The organism is Pseudomonas sp. NPDC096950 (assembly GCF_044762525.1).
Taxonomy (GTDB): domain Bacteria; phylum Pseudomonadota; class Gammaproteobacteria; order Pseudomonadales; family Pseudomonadaceae; genus Aquipseudomonas.
Map to the genome: position 1 here is coordinate 3,345 of NZ_JBIWEL010000035.1, position 19,767 is coordinate 23,111.

The window sequence follows — 19,767 nt, forward strand, 5'->3', positions numbered from 1 at the left end:
TCAACCGTTTTGCGCAGCCTTGGCGTTTTGCAGTTGCCGGGCTTTTTCGGTGAGGGCGGCTTTTTCTTCGGGGCTCATGTTGTCCAGACGCAACCGCGCCTGGGCGATTTTCTCCAGTTGACCGGGGCTGCTTTCCCGGGCGCGCAATGCCGCCGCCAGACCAGCCACGGTCGGATGGTCAAACACCACGCCCGGCTGGATTTCGCACTGCAACAGCTTGCGAATGCCGGCCACCAGTTTGATCACCAGCAAGGAATGGCCCCCGGCGGCGAAAAAGTCCCGGTCGATGCCCAGACGCTCAACCCCCAACAATTGCGCCATGCGCGTTACCAGCAATTGCTCAAGCGCATCGCGAGGTTGCAGGCCTTCATCGTCCGCCGAGGTGGACGCCAGTTGCTGCAACGCCTTGCGATCAACCTTGCCGTTGGCCAAGCGCGGGAAGCTCTCGATCAACTGCACATGCTGCGGCAGCATCACGCTCGGCAAACGCAGCGCCAGTTCATCGCGTACGGCCTCCAGCAACGTAGCCGAAGGTGCGTCATGCGGGACGATGAAAGCGAGCATCCCGTCCTGCGCGGACTGACCCGGCAACACCAATGCCTGCGCGACTTGCGGCAAGCGCAGCAACTCGGCTTCGATCTCGGCCAGTTCAATACGGAAACCGCGCACCTTGATCTGCTGATCGCGCCGACCGTGCAACGCAATCGCCAGATCCGGGCGATAGCGCGCCAGATCGCCGGTGCGGTACAGGCGCTGCTGTGGATTGAACGGGCTCTGAATGAACACGTCCGAATCGGCCTCGACATTCACATAGCCACGGCACAACTGCGCGCCACCGAGGTACACCTCGCCCAGCACACCGACCGGCGCCAGTTGCAGGTTATCGTCGAGGACAAACACCTGATTGTTGCCCAACACCTGGGACAGCACGCCGGCGTCCGGCACAGCAGTATCCAATCGCAGCGGATGCACCAGCACACCGACTGTGGCTTCGGTCGGGCCGTAGTGATTGAACACCCGGCAATCGCTGCGCAAACCGGCGATCCGTTGCACCAGTGCCGGAGCAATCGGCTCACCACCCAGAACCAGCGTGCGCGGCAATTGCGCGCGTTCGCTGTCGAGCAGCGCAGCCAGATGCGACGGCACAATCTTCAGGCAATCGATGGCCTGCCGTTGCAGGAAATCGGCAAACAAATTGCCGTCCTGCATCTGTTCATCGCTGGCCACATGCAGTGCCGCACCGTTGAACAACGCACCGAACAGCGCGGTGTTGCCCAGGTCCGCCGCCACCGTGGAGGTGAAGCCGAACTGCCGGCACTGCTCCAGCCCCAGGGCCTGGCGGACGTGAGCGGTGTAGTTGAGCAACTGTTGATGCTCGATCACCACGCCTTTTGGCACGCCGGTGGAACCGGAGGTGAACAGCACGTAGGCTGCCTGATCGCCCTGAGTGTCAAACGTGATCGCCGACGTGACCGCCGGAGCCGATCGCAGCACGCGATCCACGGTCGCCAGGGGCAACGGATGATCGTGCCATTGCGCGATGTGTGCAGCGTCGACCAGCAGCAGCGCGGCACCGGCCTGTTCCAGCATCAAGGCCTGACGGGCCTGCGGCCATTGCGGGTCCAGCGGCAGGTACGCCGCGCCGATGCGCCACGCCGCGAGCATCGCAACCACCAACTCCGCCGAACGCGGCAAAGCCAGCGCGACGATTGCACCCGGTGCCAGGCCCTGGGCTTTCAATGCCTGGGCCAGCGCTTCAACGTTCACCTGCAACTGCGCATAACTCAGGCGTTGATCGCCGTCAGTCAGGGCGATGGCGTCCGGTGTGGTCCGGGCAAAATCGGCAATCCGCTGCGGCAGGAATCGAGCATCGGCCAACGCCTGCACGGGCGGGTTGATCGACAGCAGACGCTGCTGTTCAGCGGCACCCAACACGCTCAGTTGTCCGAGTTCGGCGTGGGCATTGGCGACAATGTTTTCCAGCAATACCCGCAACTGTGCCAGTAACCCTTCAATCGCCTGAGCCGAGTAGCGGGACGCGTCGTAATGCAAGTGCAAGGCGTGGGCACTGTCCGCCTCGTCCGTTTCCAGTTCAAGCATCAATTCAAACAGCGCTTCGCGTACGGTCGAACGGGGCGCCCATTGCAAACCACCGGATGTCGCGGCCTGCGTGGCTCGGCGAGCGACAAAACCATACGCCGGACGAGCCGCCGTCGGTACCAGTTCCGGCGACCAGTATTCCTGCCACGTACGATGCTCATCCAGACGCGCCGCCAGTTCCGCCACCCACGTGCTGAACGCTGCATTCGCGGTCAGCGACAGGTTCAGCGGCAGGGTTTTCTCGAACACCCCTACGGCATCGCTGAAGTATTCGTAATCTTCGCGGCTGTCATGCCGCACACCGACCAGCACCTGTTCATGGCCACTGAGCCGACCCAGCAACACCCACCACGCCGCTTGCAGCACCACGCTTGGCGATTGCTCCAACGTTCCGACGACCTGCTGCAAACCACTGCGCAGATCAGGTTCGAAGGTCAGCGATTCCGTCGCCGATGAAGCAGCAGAACCCGGATTGCGATACGCCAACCACGGCGTACTCAGATCAGGGTCCGCACCTTGCAAATGGTCCTGCCAGTAAACACGCGCACCCGCCGCGTCTTCGTCGAGCACCACTTCACTGCGCCAGTCCAGGTACTGGGTGAATTCACCGGTCTCTTCATCGTCCGCCGCCGTGTCTTGCCCATAGGCCTGCACCAACTGCTGATACAACAACCGCACGCCATTTTCATCGAGGCTGTGTCGGGCCAGGCCCAACACCAGTTTCCATTGAGCATCGGCCAGGCGATACAGCACCGCTTGCGCGCCCTCGGACTCACCGACGACAAAAGAACGTTCCGCCCATTCGGCAAGCTGCGCCTGAATCCCCGCCGGGGTTTCGACCCGCGCCTGCACGGTCAGCGGGAAGCGCTCGGCGCCCCCGACAAACTGACGCAAACCATGGAAACCCGGCGCCTTGCCCAGCCGCGCCACCAGCATCGGCTGCTGCGCGAGCACGCTGTCCAGTGCGCTTTGCAGCCGCTGCGAATCGAGTACGCCGTTGATCTCGACCTCCAGGAAACGCAGCGCATCACCGCAGGCCGGGGCCTTGGGCAACTGTTCCAGCAAGCGTTGCTGTTCAGGCGTCAAGGCGAAACCCAGGTCCTGCTGGTCCATCGATACCTCGTTCATGCTCCGGTTTCCTCGGTGTTCATTACGCGCTCAAGGGCGCTGCGGTCGAACATGTCGCCCATGGCCACGACAATCTTGCGCGGGCCTTCGAACGGATCACGGGCGTGGGCCACCAGCATGTTGTCGAGCAGGATGGCGTCGCCTTTTTGCCAGTCGAAACGCACCGCGCACTCTTCGTACAAGTCACCGATGCGCTGCATCGCTTCGTCTTCGATCGACGTGCCGTCGCCGTAGAACACGTGGCGCGGCATGCGATCGAGGCCGAACATCGACAGCAGGTCTTCACGCACATCCGGCTCCAGCCAGTAGATGTGGTGCAGTTGCACCTGGTTGAAGAACGATTTGGCGCCGGTCACCGGGTGCGTGATGATCGCCGGGCCCGGGGTACGGGTTTGCAGTTCATTGTTGTCGAGCCAGCGCCATTCGATGCCGCCGGCCCGGCAACGGGCCTCGACTTCGGCACGGTCTTCAGTCTTGAAGAAGTGCTGCCAGGACACGTCGAGGTTGTCGGTGAAAGTGCGCACGTAAAGCAGGCCCTTCTCCTCGAACTTGTCCCGCAGGTCCGCCGGCAGTTTTTCGTACATCAAGCGGCAATCCACCACTGGAGTCGCTCCACCGACGGGCGCGGCTTGCTCGCAATAGAACATCTGCTTGCGCGGCCAGCGGTCCTGATGGGAGCTCTCGTTGTGGAACAAAATCATCTTGCGCTCCGGGTACGGCGTGGAGCGGTAGGTGTTCTTGCCGCCCTCTTTCTTCGGCAAGTCGCCGTACTGGCCGTAAAGCCCCGGCTGGATTGCTTCGGCAAACGCCTCGAAACCCTGGATGCCATCCAGTTCGAAACCACGGAACAGAATGCCGGCATGGGTCGCCAGCTTGGCTTCGATCAGCGGCCGGTTGTTATTGATCCACTCGATCAAGTCCAGGTGTGGCTCGTTCGGCTCCAGCAGCAGCGGGAACGGCTGCGGCGCGGCGATCAGCGATTCGCGGATCGGTGCAGGCCGGGCCTTGGCTGCCGGGGCGGCACCGCGCTTGAGGAACTTGCCGAGTTTGTCGGCCTTGGGTCCGGGGACGGCAGGCTTGGCGGCCACCGCTAAATTGTCGACTGGCATGCTGATAGCTCCCAATTGAATGTCCTGATCAGCGACGATCTGTTCCAACAGGGCTATCCAGGCCTTGACCAGGTGCTGAATGCGCTCGTGTCCGAACAAGGTTGTGGCGAATTGCCAATTACCCAGCAATTGCCCTTCTTCATCGTCAACGAACAACGCCATGTCGAATTTAGAATGGGTCTCCAGCGCCGGCAGCGATTCCACGCTCAAACCACCCATGGACTGGGTGCGTCCCGGCAGGTTATTCATCACGAACAACACCTGCACCAACGGGTTCATGCCCTTGTGGCGCGGCACGTCCGAGGCGTCGACGATCATGTCGAACGGCAGGTCCTGATGCTCCATGGCGCTCAGCAGGTTTTCCTGGGTCTGGGCCAGGAATCCGGCGAACGGCGTGGCGCCATCGAACTGCGAACGCAACGGCAGGACGTTGACGAAGAAGCCGATCAAGCGCTCCAGTTCCGGTTGTTCACGCCCGGCCACGTCGGCACCGACCAGCACATCCGCAGCGCCACTGACCTGGTGCAACAACACCTGGAACGACGCCAGTAAAGTGCTGTACAGCGTGACGCCCGCGTCCATCGACACCTTGCGCAACGCCGCGCTGAGCGACGGGGTGAGCTGGAACTGCACCGCGTCGCCCTCGTAGGACGGCGTCAAGCCACGCGGGTTATCCGCTGGCAATTTCAGTTGCCCGTTGTAGCCGGCCAGCCGGGTTTTCCAGTACTCGGCCTGACGCGCGAGCACGCCTTGCTGTTCCAGTTCCTGTTGCCACAGCGCGAAGTCGGAATACTGCACATCCAGCGGCGGCAGCGGGTTCAGGTCACCGGCCTTGGTGCGCTCGTAAATCTGCACCAGTTCGTTGACCAGCAAGCCCATCGACCAACCGTCGGAAATGATGTGGTGCATCGCATACAGCATCACGTGCTCGGTCGGCCCCAGGTGCAGGATCCTCCCGCGCAACAGCGGCGCGTGCTCCATATCAATCGGCGTGCGCGCGTTTTCCAGGGCCGCTTGCGCGACCAGTTCTTCCTGGGCGCTGCGGGACAGGCCGGACAAATCGATCACCGGGAAATCCACGTCGACCTGCTCGGCGATCACCGCAATCGGATCGCCTTCATCGTCCTGGGTGTACGCGGTGCGCAGCACTTCGTGACGGCGCACCACCTCGGCGAAACTGCCGATCAGCCTTTCCACCGACAACTCGCCGCGCAAACGCAGGGCCATCGGCATGCCATAAGCGGCAGTGCCGCCGGACAGTTGCTCGGCGATCCACAACCGGCGCTGCACCAGCGACAACGGTGCGCTGTGCCGGATGCCGTTGGCCTTGAGCACCACACCGTGGCCGCTAGGTTCCGGTGTGCCTTGCTGCTGCGCGATCCACGCCGCCAGGTCCTTGAGTCGCGGATGGCTGAACAGATCACGCAGGCTCAGGGTGCACGCGGTGAGTTTGCGCAGGCGCGAGACGGCTTGCGTCGCGAGCAGGGAATGCCCGCCCAGTTCGAAGAAGTGATCGTCGCGGCCGACTTGATCCAGTTCCAGCACGTCCTGCCAGACCGAGGCGATCTGCTGTTCTAGCTCGCCTTGCGGCGCAACAAAGTCCAACGCCACCAGACTCGCATCGATGCCCGGCAAGGCCTTGCGATTGATCTTGCCATTCGGGCTCAGGGGCAAGCCTTCAAGGAACAGCACGTGGGCCGGCACCATGTAATCCGGCAGGCTCGCTTTCAAGCGTGCCTTGATGTCATCGCGCAACGCCGCCAGCGTGGACGCATCGCCGCTGATGTGCGCCGGATCGTCGAACACCACGTACGCCACCAATTGCTGACCGATGGCGCCCGGTTGCGCGACCACCAAGGCCTGACGCACTGCTGGCACCTGTAACAGATGGCTTTCGATTTCACCGAGTTCGATGCGGAAACCGCGAATCTTCACTTGATGATCCAGACGCCCGACGTACTCGATCACACCGTCGGCGCGATAACGCGCAAGGTCGCCGGTGCGGTACACGCGGCCACCGCCGACTGGATCGAACGGATCAGGAATGAAGCGCTCGGCGGTCAGTTCCGGGCGCTGGAAGTAGCCGCGCGCCAGCAGCTCACCGCCGATCACCAGTTCACCGACCACGCCGACCGGCGCCGGTTGACCCTGGGTGTCGAGCACATGAATCCCCCGACCGCCCAACGCCCGGCCAATCGGCATGCTCACCGGCAACGGGAGGCGGCCGGAGACGTAGTCACTGCAATCGAGCACCGTGGCGCTGACCGTGGCTTCGGTCGGGCCATAGGTGTTCAGCAGGCGCACATGGCCGAGGCCGGCCTGGCCCCACGTGGCAACGCCTTCCGGTGGCATGGCTTCGCCACCGACGATCATCTGGCGCAGCACGCCATAGTCGCGGTGACCCGCCGCCGCGAGGTCCTTGGCCAACATGTTCCAGTAGGCGGTGGTCAGGTCGCTGACGCTGAACTGTTTGTCGAGCAATTCGCGATACCAGGTTTCGCTGTCCCAAATGTCCTGACCGCGCAGCACCACCGAGGCACCGCAAATCAAAGCTGGGTAAAGCTGCTCGACAAAGGCATCGAAGTTGAACGTGGCGAATTGCAGTGAACGGTCCTGCGGCGTGAGGCCGAGGACGTCGAGAGCGACCTGGGTGTGACGGGTCAGCGCCGATTGAGTGATGCCGACGCCTTTCGGGCGCCCGGTGGAGCCCGAGGTGAACATCACATACGCGAGGTTTTGCGGGCCGCTGCGCTCGGGCAGGTTGTCGGTCTGAGTCGGATAATCCAGTTGATCCAGACTCAGGACGCTCACGCCCGCCGAGGTTGGCAACGTCGCCGCGAGGTGGCTTTGGGTCAACAGCACGCGCAGACCGCTGTCCTCGATCATCGCGCCCAGACGCTCGGCCGGGTATTCAGGGTCCAGCGGCACATACGCGCCACCGGCCTTGAGCACCGCCAACAGGCTGATGATCATCTGGGTCGAACGCTCGACCGCAATCCCCACCAGCACTTCCGGGCCGACGCCGTGTTGCAGCAGCACGCGGGCCAATTGGTTGGCCTGGGCATTCAGTTGCGTATAGCTCAGGCGTTGCTCGTCGAAAATCAGCGCCAAGGCGTCCGGCGTGCGTTCGGCTTGCAGCTCAAACAAGCGCTGCACGCCCACACCATCGGCCGGCAGCGCCAGCGGCTCGCGCACCGCGTTCGGGACCAGGGCCAGATCGCCCACGGCACTGGCGGCAGGTGCCTCGACCATCTGCAACAGCAGGTGCGCGAGGTGCCCGGCGAGTTGCTCGATCGCCGCCTCATCGAACTGTTGACGGTCGAAACTTAGCTGGAACGACAGCTCGGCGCCGAGGTTGACCGCCAGGGTCAGCGGGTAGTTGGTTTGCTCGAAGTTGCCCACTTCACCGAAGCGCAGGTCTTGCGGCGCGCCCCGTTGCAGGGCTTCGGAGATCGGGTAGTTCTCGAACACCAGAATGTTGTCGAACAGGGCTTCACCGCCCTGCCCGGCCCAACGCTGGATGTCGAACAGCGCGGTGTGTTCCTGCTCACGCAACGCCAGGTTCTGCGCCTGCACCTGTTGCAACCATTGCGCCAGCGGCTGTTCGGCCCGTGGGCTGGCGACCACCGGCAACGTGTTGATGAACAGACCGATCTGCTGCTCGACCCCTGCCAGTTGCGCCGGCCGCCCGGACACCGTGGCGCCGAAGCTGACCGTGTCCAGCCCGGTGTAGCGCTGCAACAGCAGCAGCCAGGCGGCTTGCACCATGGTGTTGAGGGTGACTTTCTGTTCCCGGGCAAAGGCATTCAGCCCGGCAGTCTGCGTCAGGTCCAGGGTCAGGAAGTGTTCGCCCTGGGCGGTGTTGGCGGCTTCGCTGCCGGTCCACACCAGCGCTTTGGCCAAGCGGGTTGGCTCATCGAATCCGGCTAATTGGCCTTTCCAGAAACCTTCGGTGACCTGCGCGTCCTGCTGGGTCAGCCATTCGATGTAATCGCGATAACGCCCCGCCGTGTTCGCCGGCACCTGGCCGCTGTAGCGTTGCAGCACTTCGCCGAGCAGCTGCGAATTGCTCCAGCCGTCCATCAGGATGTGATGGCTGGTGTAGATCAGGTGATAACGCGCGGTGTCGAGACGCACCACGGTCAGGTTCAGCAACGGTGCGCTCGCAAGGTCGAAGCCCTGCTGGCGCTGTGCAGCCGCCAGTTCGCTGAGCGCCAGGGCCACATCGCTGTGGGCGCGCCAGTCGTGCAAGGTGAACGGCACGGCCAGTTGTTTGTGAATCACCTGCAACGGACGTTTGAACTCACCGTCCCAGACAAAACTGCTGCGCAGCACATCGTGGGCGTCCACTGCCGCTTGCCAGGCCTCGCGGAAACGCTCGACATCCAGGCCTTCGACATCCACGCACATCTGGTTGATGTAGTCGCCGGCCTGTTGCTCGTAGAGGGTGTGGAACAACATGCCCTGCTGCATCGGCGACAACGGATAGATGTCGGCGATTTGCTGCGGCGCGACGGGCACGCTGTCGAGTTGCGCCTGGGTCAGGCCGGCCAACGGGAAGTCCGAAGGCGTCAGGCCCTGCACGCCCGGGGTTACGCAATGGGCGATCAGCGCCGCCAATTCTTCGGCGTACTCCTCGGCCAGGCGTTCAATGGTGGCGGTGTCGAAACGCTCACGGCTGAAACTCCAGCCAACGCTCAACTCGCCGCCATACACCTGACCGTTGAGGGTCAGCCAGTTGCCCATCGGCGCTTCAAGGCTTTGATCCAGACCGGCGTTGTCTTGCGCCGGGGTGAACAGCGCCGCGTCGTCGCCCTCAAAACTGCCGTCGAACTGGCCGAGGTAGTTGAAGGTGATGCGTGGGCTCGGCAGTGCGCGCAGGGATTGCTGCGCCTGCTCGTCACCCAGGTGTCGTAGAGCGCCAAAACCGATGCCCTTGTTCGGGATCGAGCGCAGTTGTTCCTTGATTTGTTTGATCGCTGCACCGGGCTCACTGGCCGGGGTCAGGCGCACCGGGAACAGGCTGGTGAACCAACCCACGGTGCGGGTCAGGTCAACCCCGTCGAACAACTCTTCGCGACCATGGCCTTCGAGCTGAATCAGCGTCGATGGTTGGCCAGTCCAACGGCCGATCACGCGCGCCAGTGCGGTCAGCAACAGGTCGTTGACCTGGGTCCGATAGGCCGCCGGGGCTTCTTGCAGCAATTTCCGGGTCAGGCTCTGATTCAGACGCGTCTGAACGTTGACCCGCAGATGATTCTGCTGGCCGGCATCGTCGCGCAGGCACGGCAAACCGGTGTTCACGTCACTCAGGCAGGCTTGCCAGTAGGCCAGTTCCTGTTGCAACGCCGGGCTGTTGGCGTAGCGCTGCAAATGCTCGCTCCAATCCTTGAAGGCACTGGTCTTGGCCGGCAGCTTCAACGGCTGGCCGTCGAGCAATTGCTGATAGCCGTTTTGCAGGTCTTCCAGCAGGATCCGCCACGACACGCCATCCACCGCCAGGTGATGGATCACCAGCAACAGACGTTGACTGCCATCGGCCAGGGTCGCCAGCACCGCGCGCAGCAACGGACCTTGTTGCAGGTCGAGGCTGCGCTGGGCGCGGTTGCCCAAGGCTTCAAGTGCGGCGGCATCGGTAACCGACTCCTGCCATAGCAATGGATGTTGCAGTTGTTCAATCGACTGATGCTCTGCCGCCCAACCATCGTTGTGCTGGGTGAAGCTCAGGCGCAACGCATCGTGATGCGCCACCAGTCCGCGCAGGACCTGCTCGATCTTTTCAGCGTCGAGCGCCACTCGCGGCTTGAGCAACACCGACTGGTTCCAGTGATGACGCTCGGGGATTTGATCGTCAAAGAACTGCTGCTGGATCGGCAACAGCAACGCCTCGCCGCTCACCGCTTGTTGATCGATGCCGGACTCGCTGTCACCGACCTGGGCCACCAGCGCCAGACGTTGCACGGTCTGGTGCTGGAACAGGTCTTTGGGGCTCAGGCGAATCCCCAGTTGACGGGCGCGGCTGACCACCTGGATCGAGATGATCGAATCGCCGCCGAGTTCGAAGAAGTTGTCGTTGAGCCCGACTTGCGGCAGCTTCAACACGTCTTGCCAGATCGCCGCAATGCGCTGTTCCAGCTCGCTTTGCGGGGCCTGATAAGCCTGCAGCGCCTGGCTCGCGTCCGGCGACGGCAAGGCGTTGCGGTTGAGTTTGCCGTTGCCGGTCAATGGCAATTGCGCCAGCAGCAACAGGTGCGCCGGGATCATGTGGTCCGGCAGGTTTTCCTTCAGCGCGGCACGCACGCTGTCGCGCCATTGGCCTTGTTCGGTCGGGTCGGCGTCGAGCAATGCGGCGTCGGACGGCACCAGCCAGGCAACCAATTGCTGGCCACTGAGGCCCGGTTGCGCCAACACCACCGCTTGACTCACGGCAGGCTGTTCCAGCAGTTGCGCTTCGATTTCGCCGAGTTCGATGCGGAAGCCGCGAATCTTCACTTGATGGTCGATGCGCCCGATGTACTCGATCACGCCGTCAGCGCGATACCGCGCCAGGTCGCCAGTGCGGTACAGGCGACCGCCGTCAGCGGCGAACGGGTCCGGGATAAAGCGCAGGCAGGTCAGGTCGGCGCGGTTCAGATACCCACGGGCCAGGCCGGCGCGACCGACGTACAACTCGCCGATGCAACCTTTGGCCACCGGGTTCAAATCGCCGTCGAGCAAGTACCAGGACAGGTCCGGGATCGGCTCGCCAATCGGGCTGCTCGCGTCACGTTGCAAATCCGCCAGGGTCAACGGCCGGTAGGTCACGTGGACCGTGGTTTCGGTGATGCCGTACATGTTGATCAGTTGCGGAGCCTGGTCGCCAAAACGCTCGAACCACGGGCGCAGGCTCTTGACCTCCAGCGCCTCGCCACCGAACACCACGTAGCGCAGGGACGATTGCAGCGCCGCGTGTTCCGGCGCGCAAGCCACTTGCATCAACTGCTTGAACGCCGACGGCGTCTGGTTAAGCACGGTGACGCGCTCGCGGCACAGCAACCCGTAGAAATCTTCCGGCGAACGGCTGACTTCGTAGGGGACCACCACCAGTTTGCCGCCGTACAGCAGTGCGCCGAAAATTTCCCAGACCGAGAAATCGAAGGCGTAGGAGTGGAACAAACTCCACACATCCTGCGGGCCGAAACTGAACCAGTCCTCGGTCGCTTCGAACAGGCGCAGCACGTTGTGATGGGCGAGCAAAGTGCCCTTCGGCTGGCCGGTGGAACCGGAGGTGTAGATCACGTAAGCCAGGTTGTCCGGGCTCATGACCACTTGCGGATTCGCATCGCTGTAGCCTTCGAGGCCGTCATGATCCTGATCCAGCATCAGGCTGCGCACCGAGTCCGGCACCGGCAGGCGACCGAGCAAATGGCTTTGGGTCAGCAGCAGGCGAATGCCGCTGTCACTGATCATGTAGGTCAGGCGCTCTTCCGGATACGTCGGGTCCAGCGGCACATAGGCACCGCCAGCCTTGAGGATCGCCAGCAGGCCGACCAGCATGTCCAGGCTGCGCTCGACCGCGAGGCCGACGCGCACGTCCGGGCCGACACCGCTTTCAATCAGTTTGTGCGCCAGCGGGTTGGCCCGCGCATTCAGCTCGGCGTAGCTCAGGCTTTGCTCGCCACAGGTCACGGCAATCGCTTCGGGCGCACGCAGGGCCTGGGCTTCGATCAGTTCATGCAGACACTGTTGGCTTGGGAAATCCGCCACGACCGGGTTCCACTGCAACAGCGTGGCCTCGCGTTCGGCGCGGTCCTGCAACGGCAACTCGGCAATGCGCTGGTCGCAATCGGCGACGATGGCCTTCAGCAGATTCGTCCAATGCTGCGCCATGCGCGCCATGGTTGAAGCGTCGAACAGGTCGGTGGCGTAGGTCAGTTCGGCCCAGACATTGTCGACGGATTCAAAGGTGTCGAGGGTCAGGTCGAACTTGGCGGTGTGCGAGGCCCAGGTCAGCCCTTCGATCTCGATCTGCGGCAGACGCGCCGCGCCACGTGCTTCGCGGGCCTGGCTCTGGTGGTTGTGCATCACCTGGAACAACGGACTGTGGCTGAGGCTGCGTTCCGGTTGCAGGGCGTCCACCAGTTGCTCGAACGGCAGGTCCTGATGGGCCTGGGCGCCGAGCACGGTGTTTTTGACCTGTTGCAGCAGACCACGGAAAGTCTGCTGGCTGTCGATCTCGGCCTTCAGAACTTGGGTATTGACGAAGAAGCCGATCAGGCCTTCGGTTTCGAGGCGGTTGCGATTGGCCACCGGCACGCCGACCCGAATGTCGGCCTGGCCGCTGTAGCGGTGCAACAAGGTCTGGAACGAGGCCAGCAACAGGGCAAACAGGGTGACGTTTTCCCGTTGCGCGACTTGCTTCAGGGCAGCGGCCAGTTCGGCGTTCAGCGGAATGTCCTGGCGCGCCCCGCGATAGCTTTGCTCGGCCGGACGCGGACGGTCCGCCGGCAATTCCAGCAAGGGCTGATCGCCGCCCAGCTGCGCGGTCCAGTAACCCAGTTGGCGCTCCCGCTCACCGGCCTCCATCCACTGCCGTTGCCACACCGCATAGTCGGCGTATTGCACCGCCAGCGCCGGCAATTGACGCGGCTGCCCCACGCTGTAACCGGCGTAGAGTTCGATCAATTCATCTACCATGACCTGCATCGACCAGCCATCGGAGACGATGTGATGCAGGGTCAGGACCAGGACGTGATCGTCGGCGGCCAGCTTCAGCAACTTGACCCGCAGCAGCGGACCTTGTTGCAGGTCGAACAGCGCCAGGGTTTCCTCGGCCACCAGTGCCTTGAGGCGTTCGTCGTCGAGTTCGCCATCCAGTGTTTGCACCCTGAGGGCCAGGGGCGACGGTGCGTCGATCTGCTGCCAGGCCTGTTCGTCTTGTTGAATGAAGCGAGTGCGCAGGGATTCGTGGCGGGTGATCAGCGTGTCGAAGCTGTTCTGTAACGCCGCCAGGTCCAGGCTGCCGCGCAGGCGCAATGCCGCTGGCACATGGTAAGCGCTGCTGGTCGGCTCCAGTTGCCAGAGGAACCACTGGCGTTCCTGAGCATAGGACAACGCCATCGGTTGCTGGCGTGGCAGCGCGACAATGGCGGGCTCAGCGTGGGCCGGTTCTACGCCGAGCGCCGCAACGAAATCCTGCAACGTGCTGTGCTCAAACAACGTGCGCAACGGCACCTGAACATTCAGCGCTTGGCGCACGCGAGAAATCACTTGGGTGACCAGCAACGAGTGGCCGCCCAGTTCGAAGAAGTTGTCGCTTAAACCGACTTGCTCAAGCTTGAGCACCGCTTGCCAGATCTCAGCCACTTTGTGCTGAGTCGCGGTTTGCGGTGCGACGTAAGTGGATTGCAGCAGGCTGGCATCCGGCGACGGCAATGCCTTGCGGTCGACCTTGCCGTTCGGGGTCAGGGGCAATTGCGCGAGGAACAACAGGTGCGCAGGCACCATGTACTCCGGCAACTCGGCCTTGAGGCTGGCCTTGAGTTCGGCGCGCAACGCAGCCTCATCCTCGACAGCTGTCGCCGCGACCACGTAGCCCACCAGTTGTGCACCGGTCGGGCCATCCTGCGCCACCACCACGGTTTCACGCACGCTATCGAGGGCCAGCAGGCGCGCTTCGATCTCGCCGAGTTCGATGCGGAAGCCACGGATTTTCACTTGATGGTCGATGCGGCCGATGTACTCGATCACGCCCTCGGCGCGATAACGGGTCAAGTCGCCGGTGCGGTACAGGCGCTCGCCGCTGGACGAAAACGGGTCCGGCACGAAGCGTTCGGCGGTCAGCGATGGACGCTCGAAATAACCGCGAGCCAGGCCGTCGCCGCCGATCAGCAGTTCACCCGGTGCGCCGATCGGGTTGAGTTCCAGATCGCTGCCGAGGATGTACAGCGCGGTGTTGTCGATTGGTTTGCCGAGGTACGGCTTGGCGTTTTCGCGCGTCAATGGGTGCAGCGCCGACCAGATCGTGGTTTCGGTCGGGCCGTAGAGGTTCCAGACTTTTGGCGACAGCGTGAGCATGCGCTCGGCGAGTTCCTGCGGCAGCGCTTCACCACCACACAGGAAAGTACGGCCGGTCAGGATCGAGGCCTGTTCGTGGTCGAGCAACATGCGCCAGGTCGATGGCGTGGCTTGCAACACGCTCACGCCGTGACGTTCGATCAATTCGAGCACCGCTTGCGGGTCTTGGTGCACGTCTTTGCCGGTCAGCACCACACGGGCGCCGGCCAGCAATGGGCCGTAGATTTCCAGACCGAAAATATCGAACGAGAAGGTGGTCAACGACAGCATGCGGTCCTGCGCATTCAGGCCCGGCTGATCGACCATGCTTTCGACGAAGTTGCACAGGGCGGCGTGGCGCACCATCACGCCTTTCGGCTTGCCTGTGGAGCCGGAGGTGTAGATCACGTAGGCGAGATGTTCGCCATTCAGCGCCACCGTTGGGCAAGTCTGTGGATACGCCGCCAGCCACTCTGGTGGCTGATCCAGCAACAAGGTGTTGAGCCCCGCCGGAATAGGCAGTCGTGCTTGCAGATGAGACTGAGTCAGCAGCAGTTCAAGACCGCTGTCCTCGATCATGTAGGCCAGGCGATCTTCGGGATACGCCGGGTCGAGTGGCACATAAGCGCCGCCAGCCTTGAGGATCGACAGCAAGCCGACAATCATTTCCACACTGCGCTCGACGGCAATGCCCACCAGTCGATCCGGGCCGACACCCGCTTCGATCAGCTTATGCGCGAGCTGGTTGGCGCGGGCGTCCAATTGCGCGTAGGTCAGGCTGTGTTCGCCGATGATCAGCGCGACGGCATCCGGCGTCTGTTCCGCCTGAGCCGCGATGCGCTGCTGCACGCACGGTGCTTGCGCGGAGTGCTCGACCACGCGGCGCCAATCCTGCAACAGCACGCCTTGCTCATCGCTATCCAGCAGCGGCAGTTCGCCGATCCGCTGACAGCAACCGTCAACGATGCCTTGCAGCAGGTTTTGCCAATGCCGCGCCAAACGCTCGATGGTCGCCGGTTCGAACAAATCCGTGGCGTAGGTCAGCTCGGCCGACACGCCATCGTTCGATTCATAAGTCCCCAGGGTCAAATCGAACTGCGCGGTGCGCCCTTCCCAGACAATGCTTTCGACGCTCAACTGTGGCAGTTGCACCCGGCTCTGTTGCTGGGTCTGGTCATTCAGCGCCTGGTGGTTGTACATCACCTGGAACACCGGGCTGTGGCTCAGGCTGCGTTCCGGTTGCAGCGCTTCGATCAGTTGTTCGAATGGCAAGTCCTGATGCGCCTGGGCGGCCATCGCCGACTGTTTGACCTGGGCCAGCAATTGATTGAACGGCAACTGCCCGTGGACTTGGGCATTCAGCACTTGGGTGTTGACGAAGAAGCCGATCAGACCTTCGGTTTCCACGCGGTTGCGGTTGGCCACCGGCACGCCGACGCGGATGTCGGGCTGGCCGCTGTAGCGATGCAACAAGGCCTGGAAGGAGGCCAGCAACACCATGAACAGGCTGGCGCCTTCGCGCTGGGCCAGTTGCTTGAGCGAAGTGGCCAGGGCTGGAGAAAGGTTCAGGTCCAGGCGCGCGCCGCGAAAGCTTTGCAGGGCCGGACGCGGATGATCGATCGGCAACTCCAGCACGGTTTGCTCACCGCCCAGCGTCGTCGTCCAGTACGCCAGTTGGCGCTCGCGCTCCCCGGCTTCGAGCCAGTGGCGCTGCCAGATCGCGTAGTCAGCGTATTGCACGCTCAGCTCAGGCAGGGTCGACGGCTGACCCGAGGTCTGGGCGACATAGTGCTGGATCAATTCCTTGACCATCACTTGCATCGACCAGCCATCGGAGATGATGTGGTGCTGGATCAACGCCAGGACGTGATCGTCGTCGGCGACCTTGAGCAGCGACACCCGCAGCAGCGGCCCATGTTGCAAATCGAAAGGCCGGTGGGTTTCCTGCTCGACAAATGCCTTGATCCGCTCGTCCAGCAGCGCCGGGACCAGGTCAACGTCGAGGGCTTGAATATCGATGCTGATCGGCATCTGCCCATGGATCACCTGGACGGTTTTTTCGTCCTGCTCGATGAACGTCGTGCGCAGGCTGTCATGGCGCTGCACCAGCGCATTGAAGCTGCGTTCCAGCGCCGGCACATTAAGTTCGCCCTTGAGGCGCAAGGCGTTGGGGATGTGATACGCGGTGCTGTGGGGGTCCATCTGCCAGAGAAACCATTGGCGTTCCTGGGCGTAAGACAACGGGATCGATTCAAACCCGGACTTGACCTCGGGAATCGGCAAGTTCGCCGGGGACACGCCCTCTTCGAGCATCTTCTCCAGGTACAACTTACGCTTGTCCAGCGGCAGAGTGATAAAGCGCTTGGCAATCCTCAAAGCAACACTCTTGTCCATTAGACTTCCTCCATTTCGTCAAGCAGGCTTTCCAGCTTGTTCAGTTTCTGTTCGTTGATGGCCCCGCCGTCGGTGTCGAGTTGCGCGACGAAATCCCTGAGGACGGGGTGCTGGAATAGCAATTGCGGGGTCAGGGTGAGGCCCAGTTCGAGGGCGACCCGCGAGACCACGTTGACGGCCAGCAGCGAGTGGCCGCCGAGCTCGAAGAAGTGGTCGTTCAAACCGATGCGCTCGACGGTCAACACGTGCTGCCAGATCGCGGCGACCTGCTGCTCAAGCTCGCTGCCTGGCGCCACATAGCTGGCCTGCAACTGGCTCGCATCCACCGTCGGCAATGACTTGCGGTCGAGCTTGCCGTTCGGCGTCAACGGCAGTTGTTCGATGAACAGCAGATGCGCCGGGACCATGTAGTCCGGCAGGCTGGTCTTGAGCCCGGCCTTGAGCTCATCGCGCAATTGACGCTGGGCGTCAGCGGCGTTCAGGTCCAGTTGCGGCACGACCACATAGGCCACCAATTGCTGGCCGCCCTGGGCTTCCTGGGCGAGTACCGCCGCCTCGTGAACCCCCGGTTGTTGCAGCAACCGCGCTTCGATTTCACTCAGCTCGATGCGGAAACCGCGGATCTTCACTTGATGGTCGATGCGGCCGCGATACTCGAGCACGCCGTCAGCCTGATAGCGGCACAGGTCACCGGTGCGGTACAGGCGTTCGCCGGTGTTGGAGAACGGGTTCGGCACGTACTTCTCGGCGGTCATGCCCGGACGTGCCAGGTAACCGCGAGTGATACCGGCGCCGGCCAGGTACAACTCGGCCGACACACCGACCGGCACCGGTTGCAGATCGGCATCCAGCAAGTAGCTGGCGGTGTGTTTCAGCGCACGGCCAATGTTCGCCTTGCCGCCCGCCTCGCGCCGGGTCCAGGTGGAATAGGTGGTGTCTTCCGACGGGCCATACAGGTCGAAGACATGCTCGACCGTTGCTTGCCCGTAGAGCGCATCCACCAGGGATTGCTTGAGGGGTTCACCGGCGAGATTGATGATGCGCACGCTCGGCGGAATCTGATCGGCGCCCAGCAGTGCATTGATCGCCGACGGCACGGTGTTGATCAGGCGCACCTGATCCCGCGCCGGCAGTTGCGCCAGTTCCAGCGCGTTACGGGCGATGATCAGCGAGCCGCCGTTGGCCAGGGTGACAAACAGCTCCCACACCGACAGGTCGAAGCACACCGAGGTCGAGGCCAGCACGCCTTGAATATCGTCGCGGCTGTAGACCGATTGCGACCAGTCGATCAGCGCCAGCACGTTGCGATGAGCAATGGACACGCCTTTCGGTTTGCCGGTGGAACCGGAGGTGTAGATCACGTAGGCCAGGTTATCCGGCGTGACACGGGTGACCGGCGCGGTGTGCGGATAAGCCGCCAGTTGCGCCTCGACCTGATCGATCCACAGCACTTGGGTATTGGCGTTCACCGACAGAGTGGCGGCGATGGCTTGTTCGGTCAGCAGCACCAAAGCACGGCTGTCTTCGAGCATGTAGGCGACCCGCTCGGCCGGGTAATCCGGGTCCAGCGGCACATAAGCGCCACCGGCCTTGAGCACCGCGAGCAATGCCACCAACAGACTGTCGGAACGCTGCATCGCGACGCCGACCCGCACTTCCGGGCCGACACCCAATTCGATCAACTTGTGCGCCAGGCGATTGGCCCGGGCATCGAGTTCGGCATAAGTCAGTTGCTTGTTGGCAAAAGTCACCGCCAACGCATTCGGTTGCGCAGCCACTTGTTGATCGATCAACTGGTGAATGCACAAGTCCTGGGCGAACGCTTCGTCAACCGGATTCCAGTCCAGCAACACCTGACGTTGTTCAGCGTCGTCCAGCAAGACCAGATCACCGAGGCAACGTTCCGGCGCGGTCATCTGGCTCAGCAGATGTTGCAAATGCGCCGCCAGTTGCTCGATGGTCGCCTGGGCAAAACTGCCGCGCTGGTAGCTCATGTGCACCGACAATTGACGGTCCAGGCTCACCAGCAATGTCAGCGGATAGTTGGTCTGTTCGTGATTCGCCACTGGGCCAAAGCGCAGTCCCTGCGGCGCGCCCTGCTCCAGGGCCTGGGAAATCGGGTAGTTCTCGAACACCATGATGCTGTCGAACAGGGCTTCGCCGCCCTGCCCGGCCCAGCGCTGGATATCGAACAGTGCGGTGTGTTCGAACTCGCGCAGCGCCAGGTTCTGCGCCTGCACCGCTTGCAACCAACTGCCGAGCGACTGCTGCGCACTCGGACTGGCGATCACCGGCAAGGTGTTGATGAACAGACCGACCTGTTGCTCGACACCCGGCAGGTCCGCAGGCCGCCCGGCCACGGTGGCGCCGAAGGCCACGGTGTTTTTGCCGGTGTAGCGTTGCAGCAACAGCAGCCACGCCGCTTGCACCAGGGTGTTGACTGTGACTTTCGAGGCGCGGGCGAACTCGCTCAGACGCAAGGTCTGTTCGGCGTCCAGCACTTCGAAGTGATCGGCATAACCCTGATCGTCGGCGTCCGCTGGCCGGGCCACGGCTTGGGCCAGGCGGGTCGGCTCGTCGAGGTTGCGCAGCGCTGGCAGCCAGAAAGCTTCGCTGGCGGCGGCGTCCTGGCGTTGCAGCCAGTTGATGTAATCGCGATAACGTCCGCCATGGGTCGCCTGGAACTGACCGCTGTAGCGTTGCAGCACTTCGCCGAGCAACTGCGAGTTGCTCCAGCCGTCCATCAGGATGTGATGGTTGGTGTAGATCAGGTGATGACGATTGTCGTCGACCCGCGCAATCACCAGGCGCAGCAAGGTCGATGCGCTCAGGTCCAGGCGTTGGCGTTCGATGTCGGCAAGGGTCTGCAACGCCTGTTCAAGGTGCGGCTCGGCGCGCAGGTCATGCAGGCTGTAAGGCATTTGCACATGTTTGCTGACCACTTGCACCGGCGCGTCCAATTCGCCCTGCCAGACGAAACGGGTGCGCAGGATGTCGTGGG

At 62.8% G+C, this 19,767-nt stretch carries 3 protein-coding genes (1 of these 3 cut by a window edge); all 3 read right to left on the reverse strand.

The genetic code is table 11. The annotated features are described in order from the left end of the window. Tightly spaced (each overlapping or abutting the next), the 3 genes in view from ACIQY3_RS32030 to ACIQY3_RS32040 form a layout consistent with a single transcriptional unit that may run on beyond the window. Positions 1 to 3,228 (reverse strand): amino acid adenylation domain-containing protein, encoded by a 3,228-nt coding sequence (locus ACIQY3_RS32030; protein ID WP_403028069.1) that lies wholly within the window; start codon positions 3,226 to 3,228, stop codon positions 1 to 3. Beyond that, positions 3,225 to 16,766: a non-ribosomal peptide synthase/polyketide synthase gene (locus ACIQY3_RS32035; RefSeq protein WP_403028072.1), complete on the reverse strand. Its 13,542-nt coding sequence runs from the start codon at positions 16,764 to 16,766 to the stop codon at positions 3,225 to 3,227. Before ACIQY3_RS32035 ends, ACIQY3_RS32030 begins: the two co-directional genes overlap by 4 nt. Further along, a protein-coding gene (locus ACIQY3_RS32040) for a non-ribosomal peptide synthase/polyketide synthase (protein ID WP_403028075.1) crosses the window boundary here: on the reverse strand, positions 16,766 to 19,767 show its 3' end. The gene runs 9,352 nt beyond the window's last position; only the last 3,002 of its 12,354 coding nucleotides appear in the window; the start codon falls outside the window, past its right edge; it ends in the stop codon at positions 16,766 to 16,768. The genes ACIQY3_RS32035 and ACIQY3_RS32040 overlap by 1 nt, the downstream gene beginning before the upstream one ends.

What these genes read in the sequence shown, in the direction of transcription:
- ACIQY3_RS32030 (WP_403028069.1), bottom strand. Translation starts at nt 3,228, where the DNA reads ATGAACGAGGTATCGATGGACCAGCAGGACCTGGGTTTCGCCTTGACG.
- ACIQY3_RS32035 (WP_403028072.1), bottom strand. Translation starts at nt 16,766, where the DNA reads ATGGACAAGAGTGTTGCTTTGAGGATTGCCAAGCGCTTTATCACTCTG.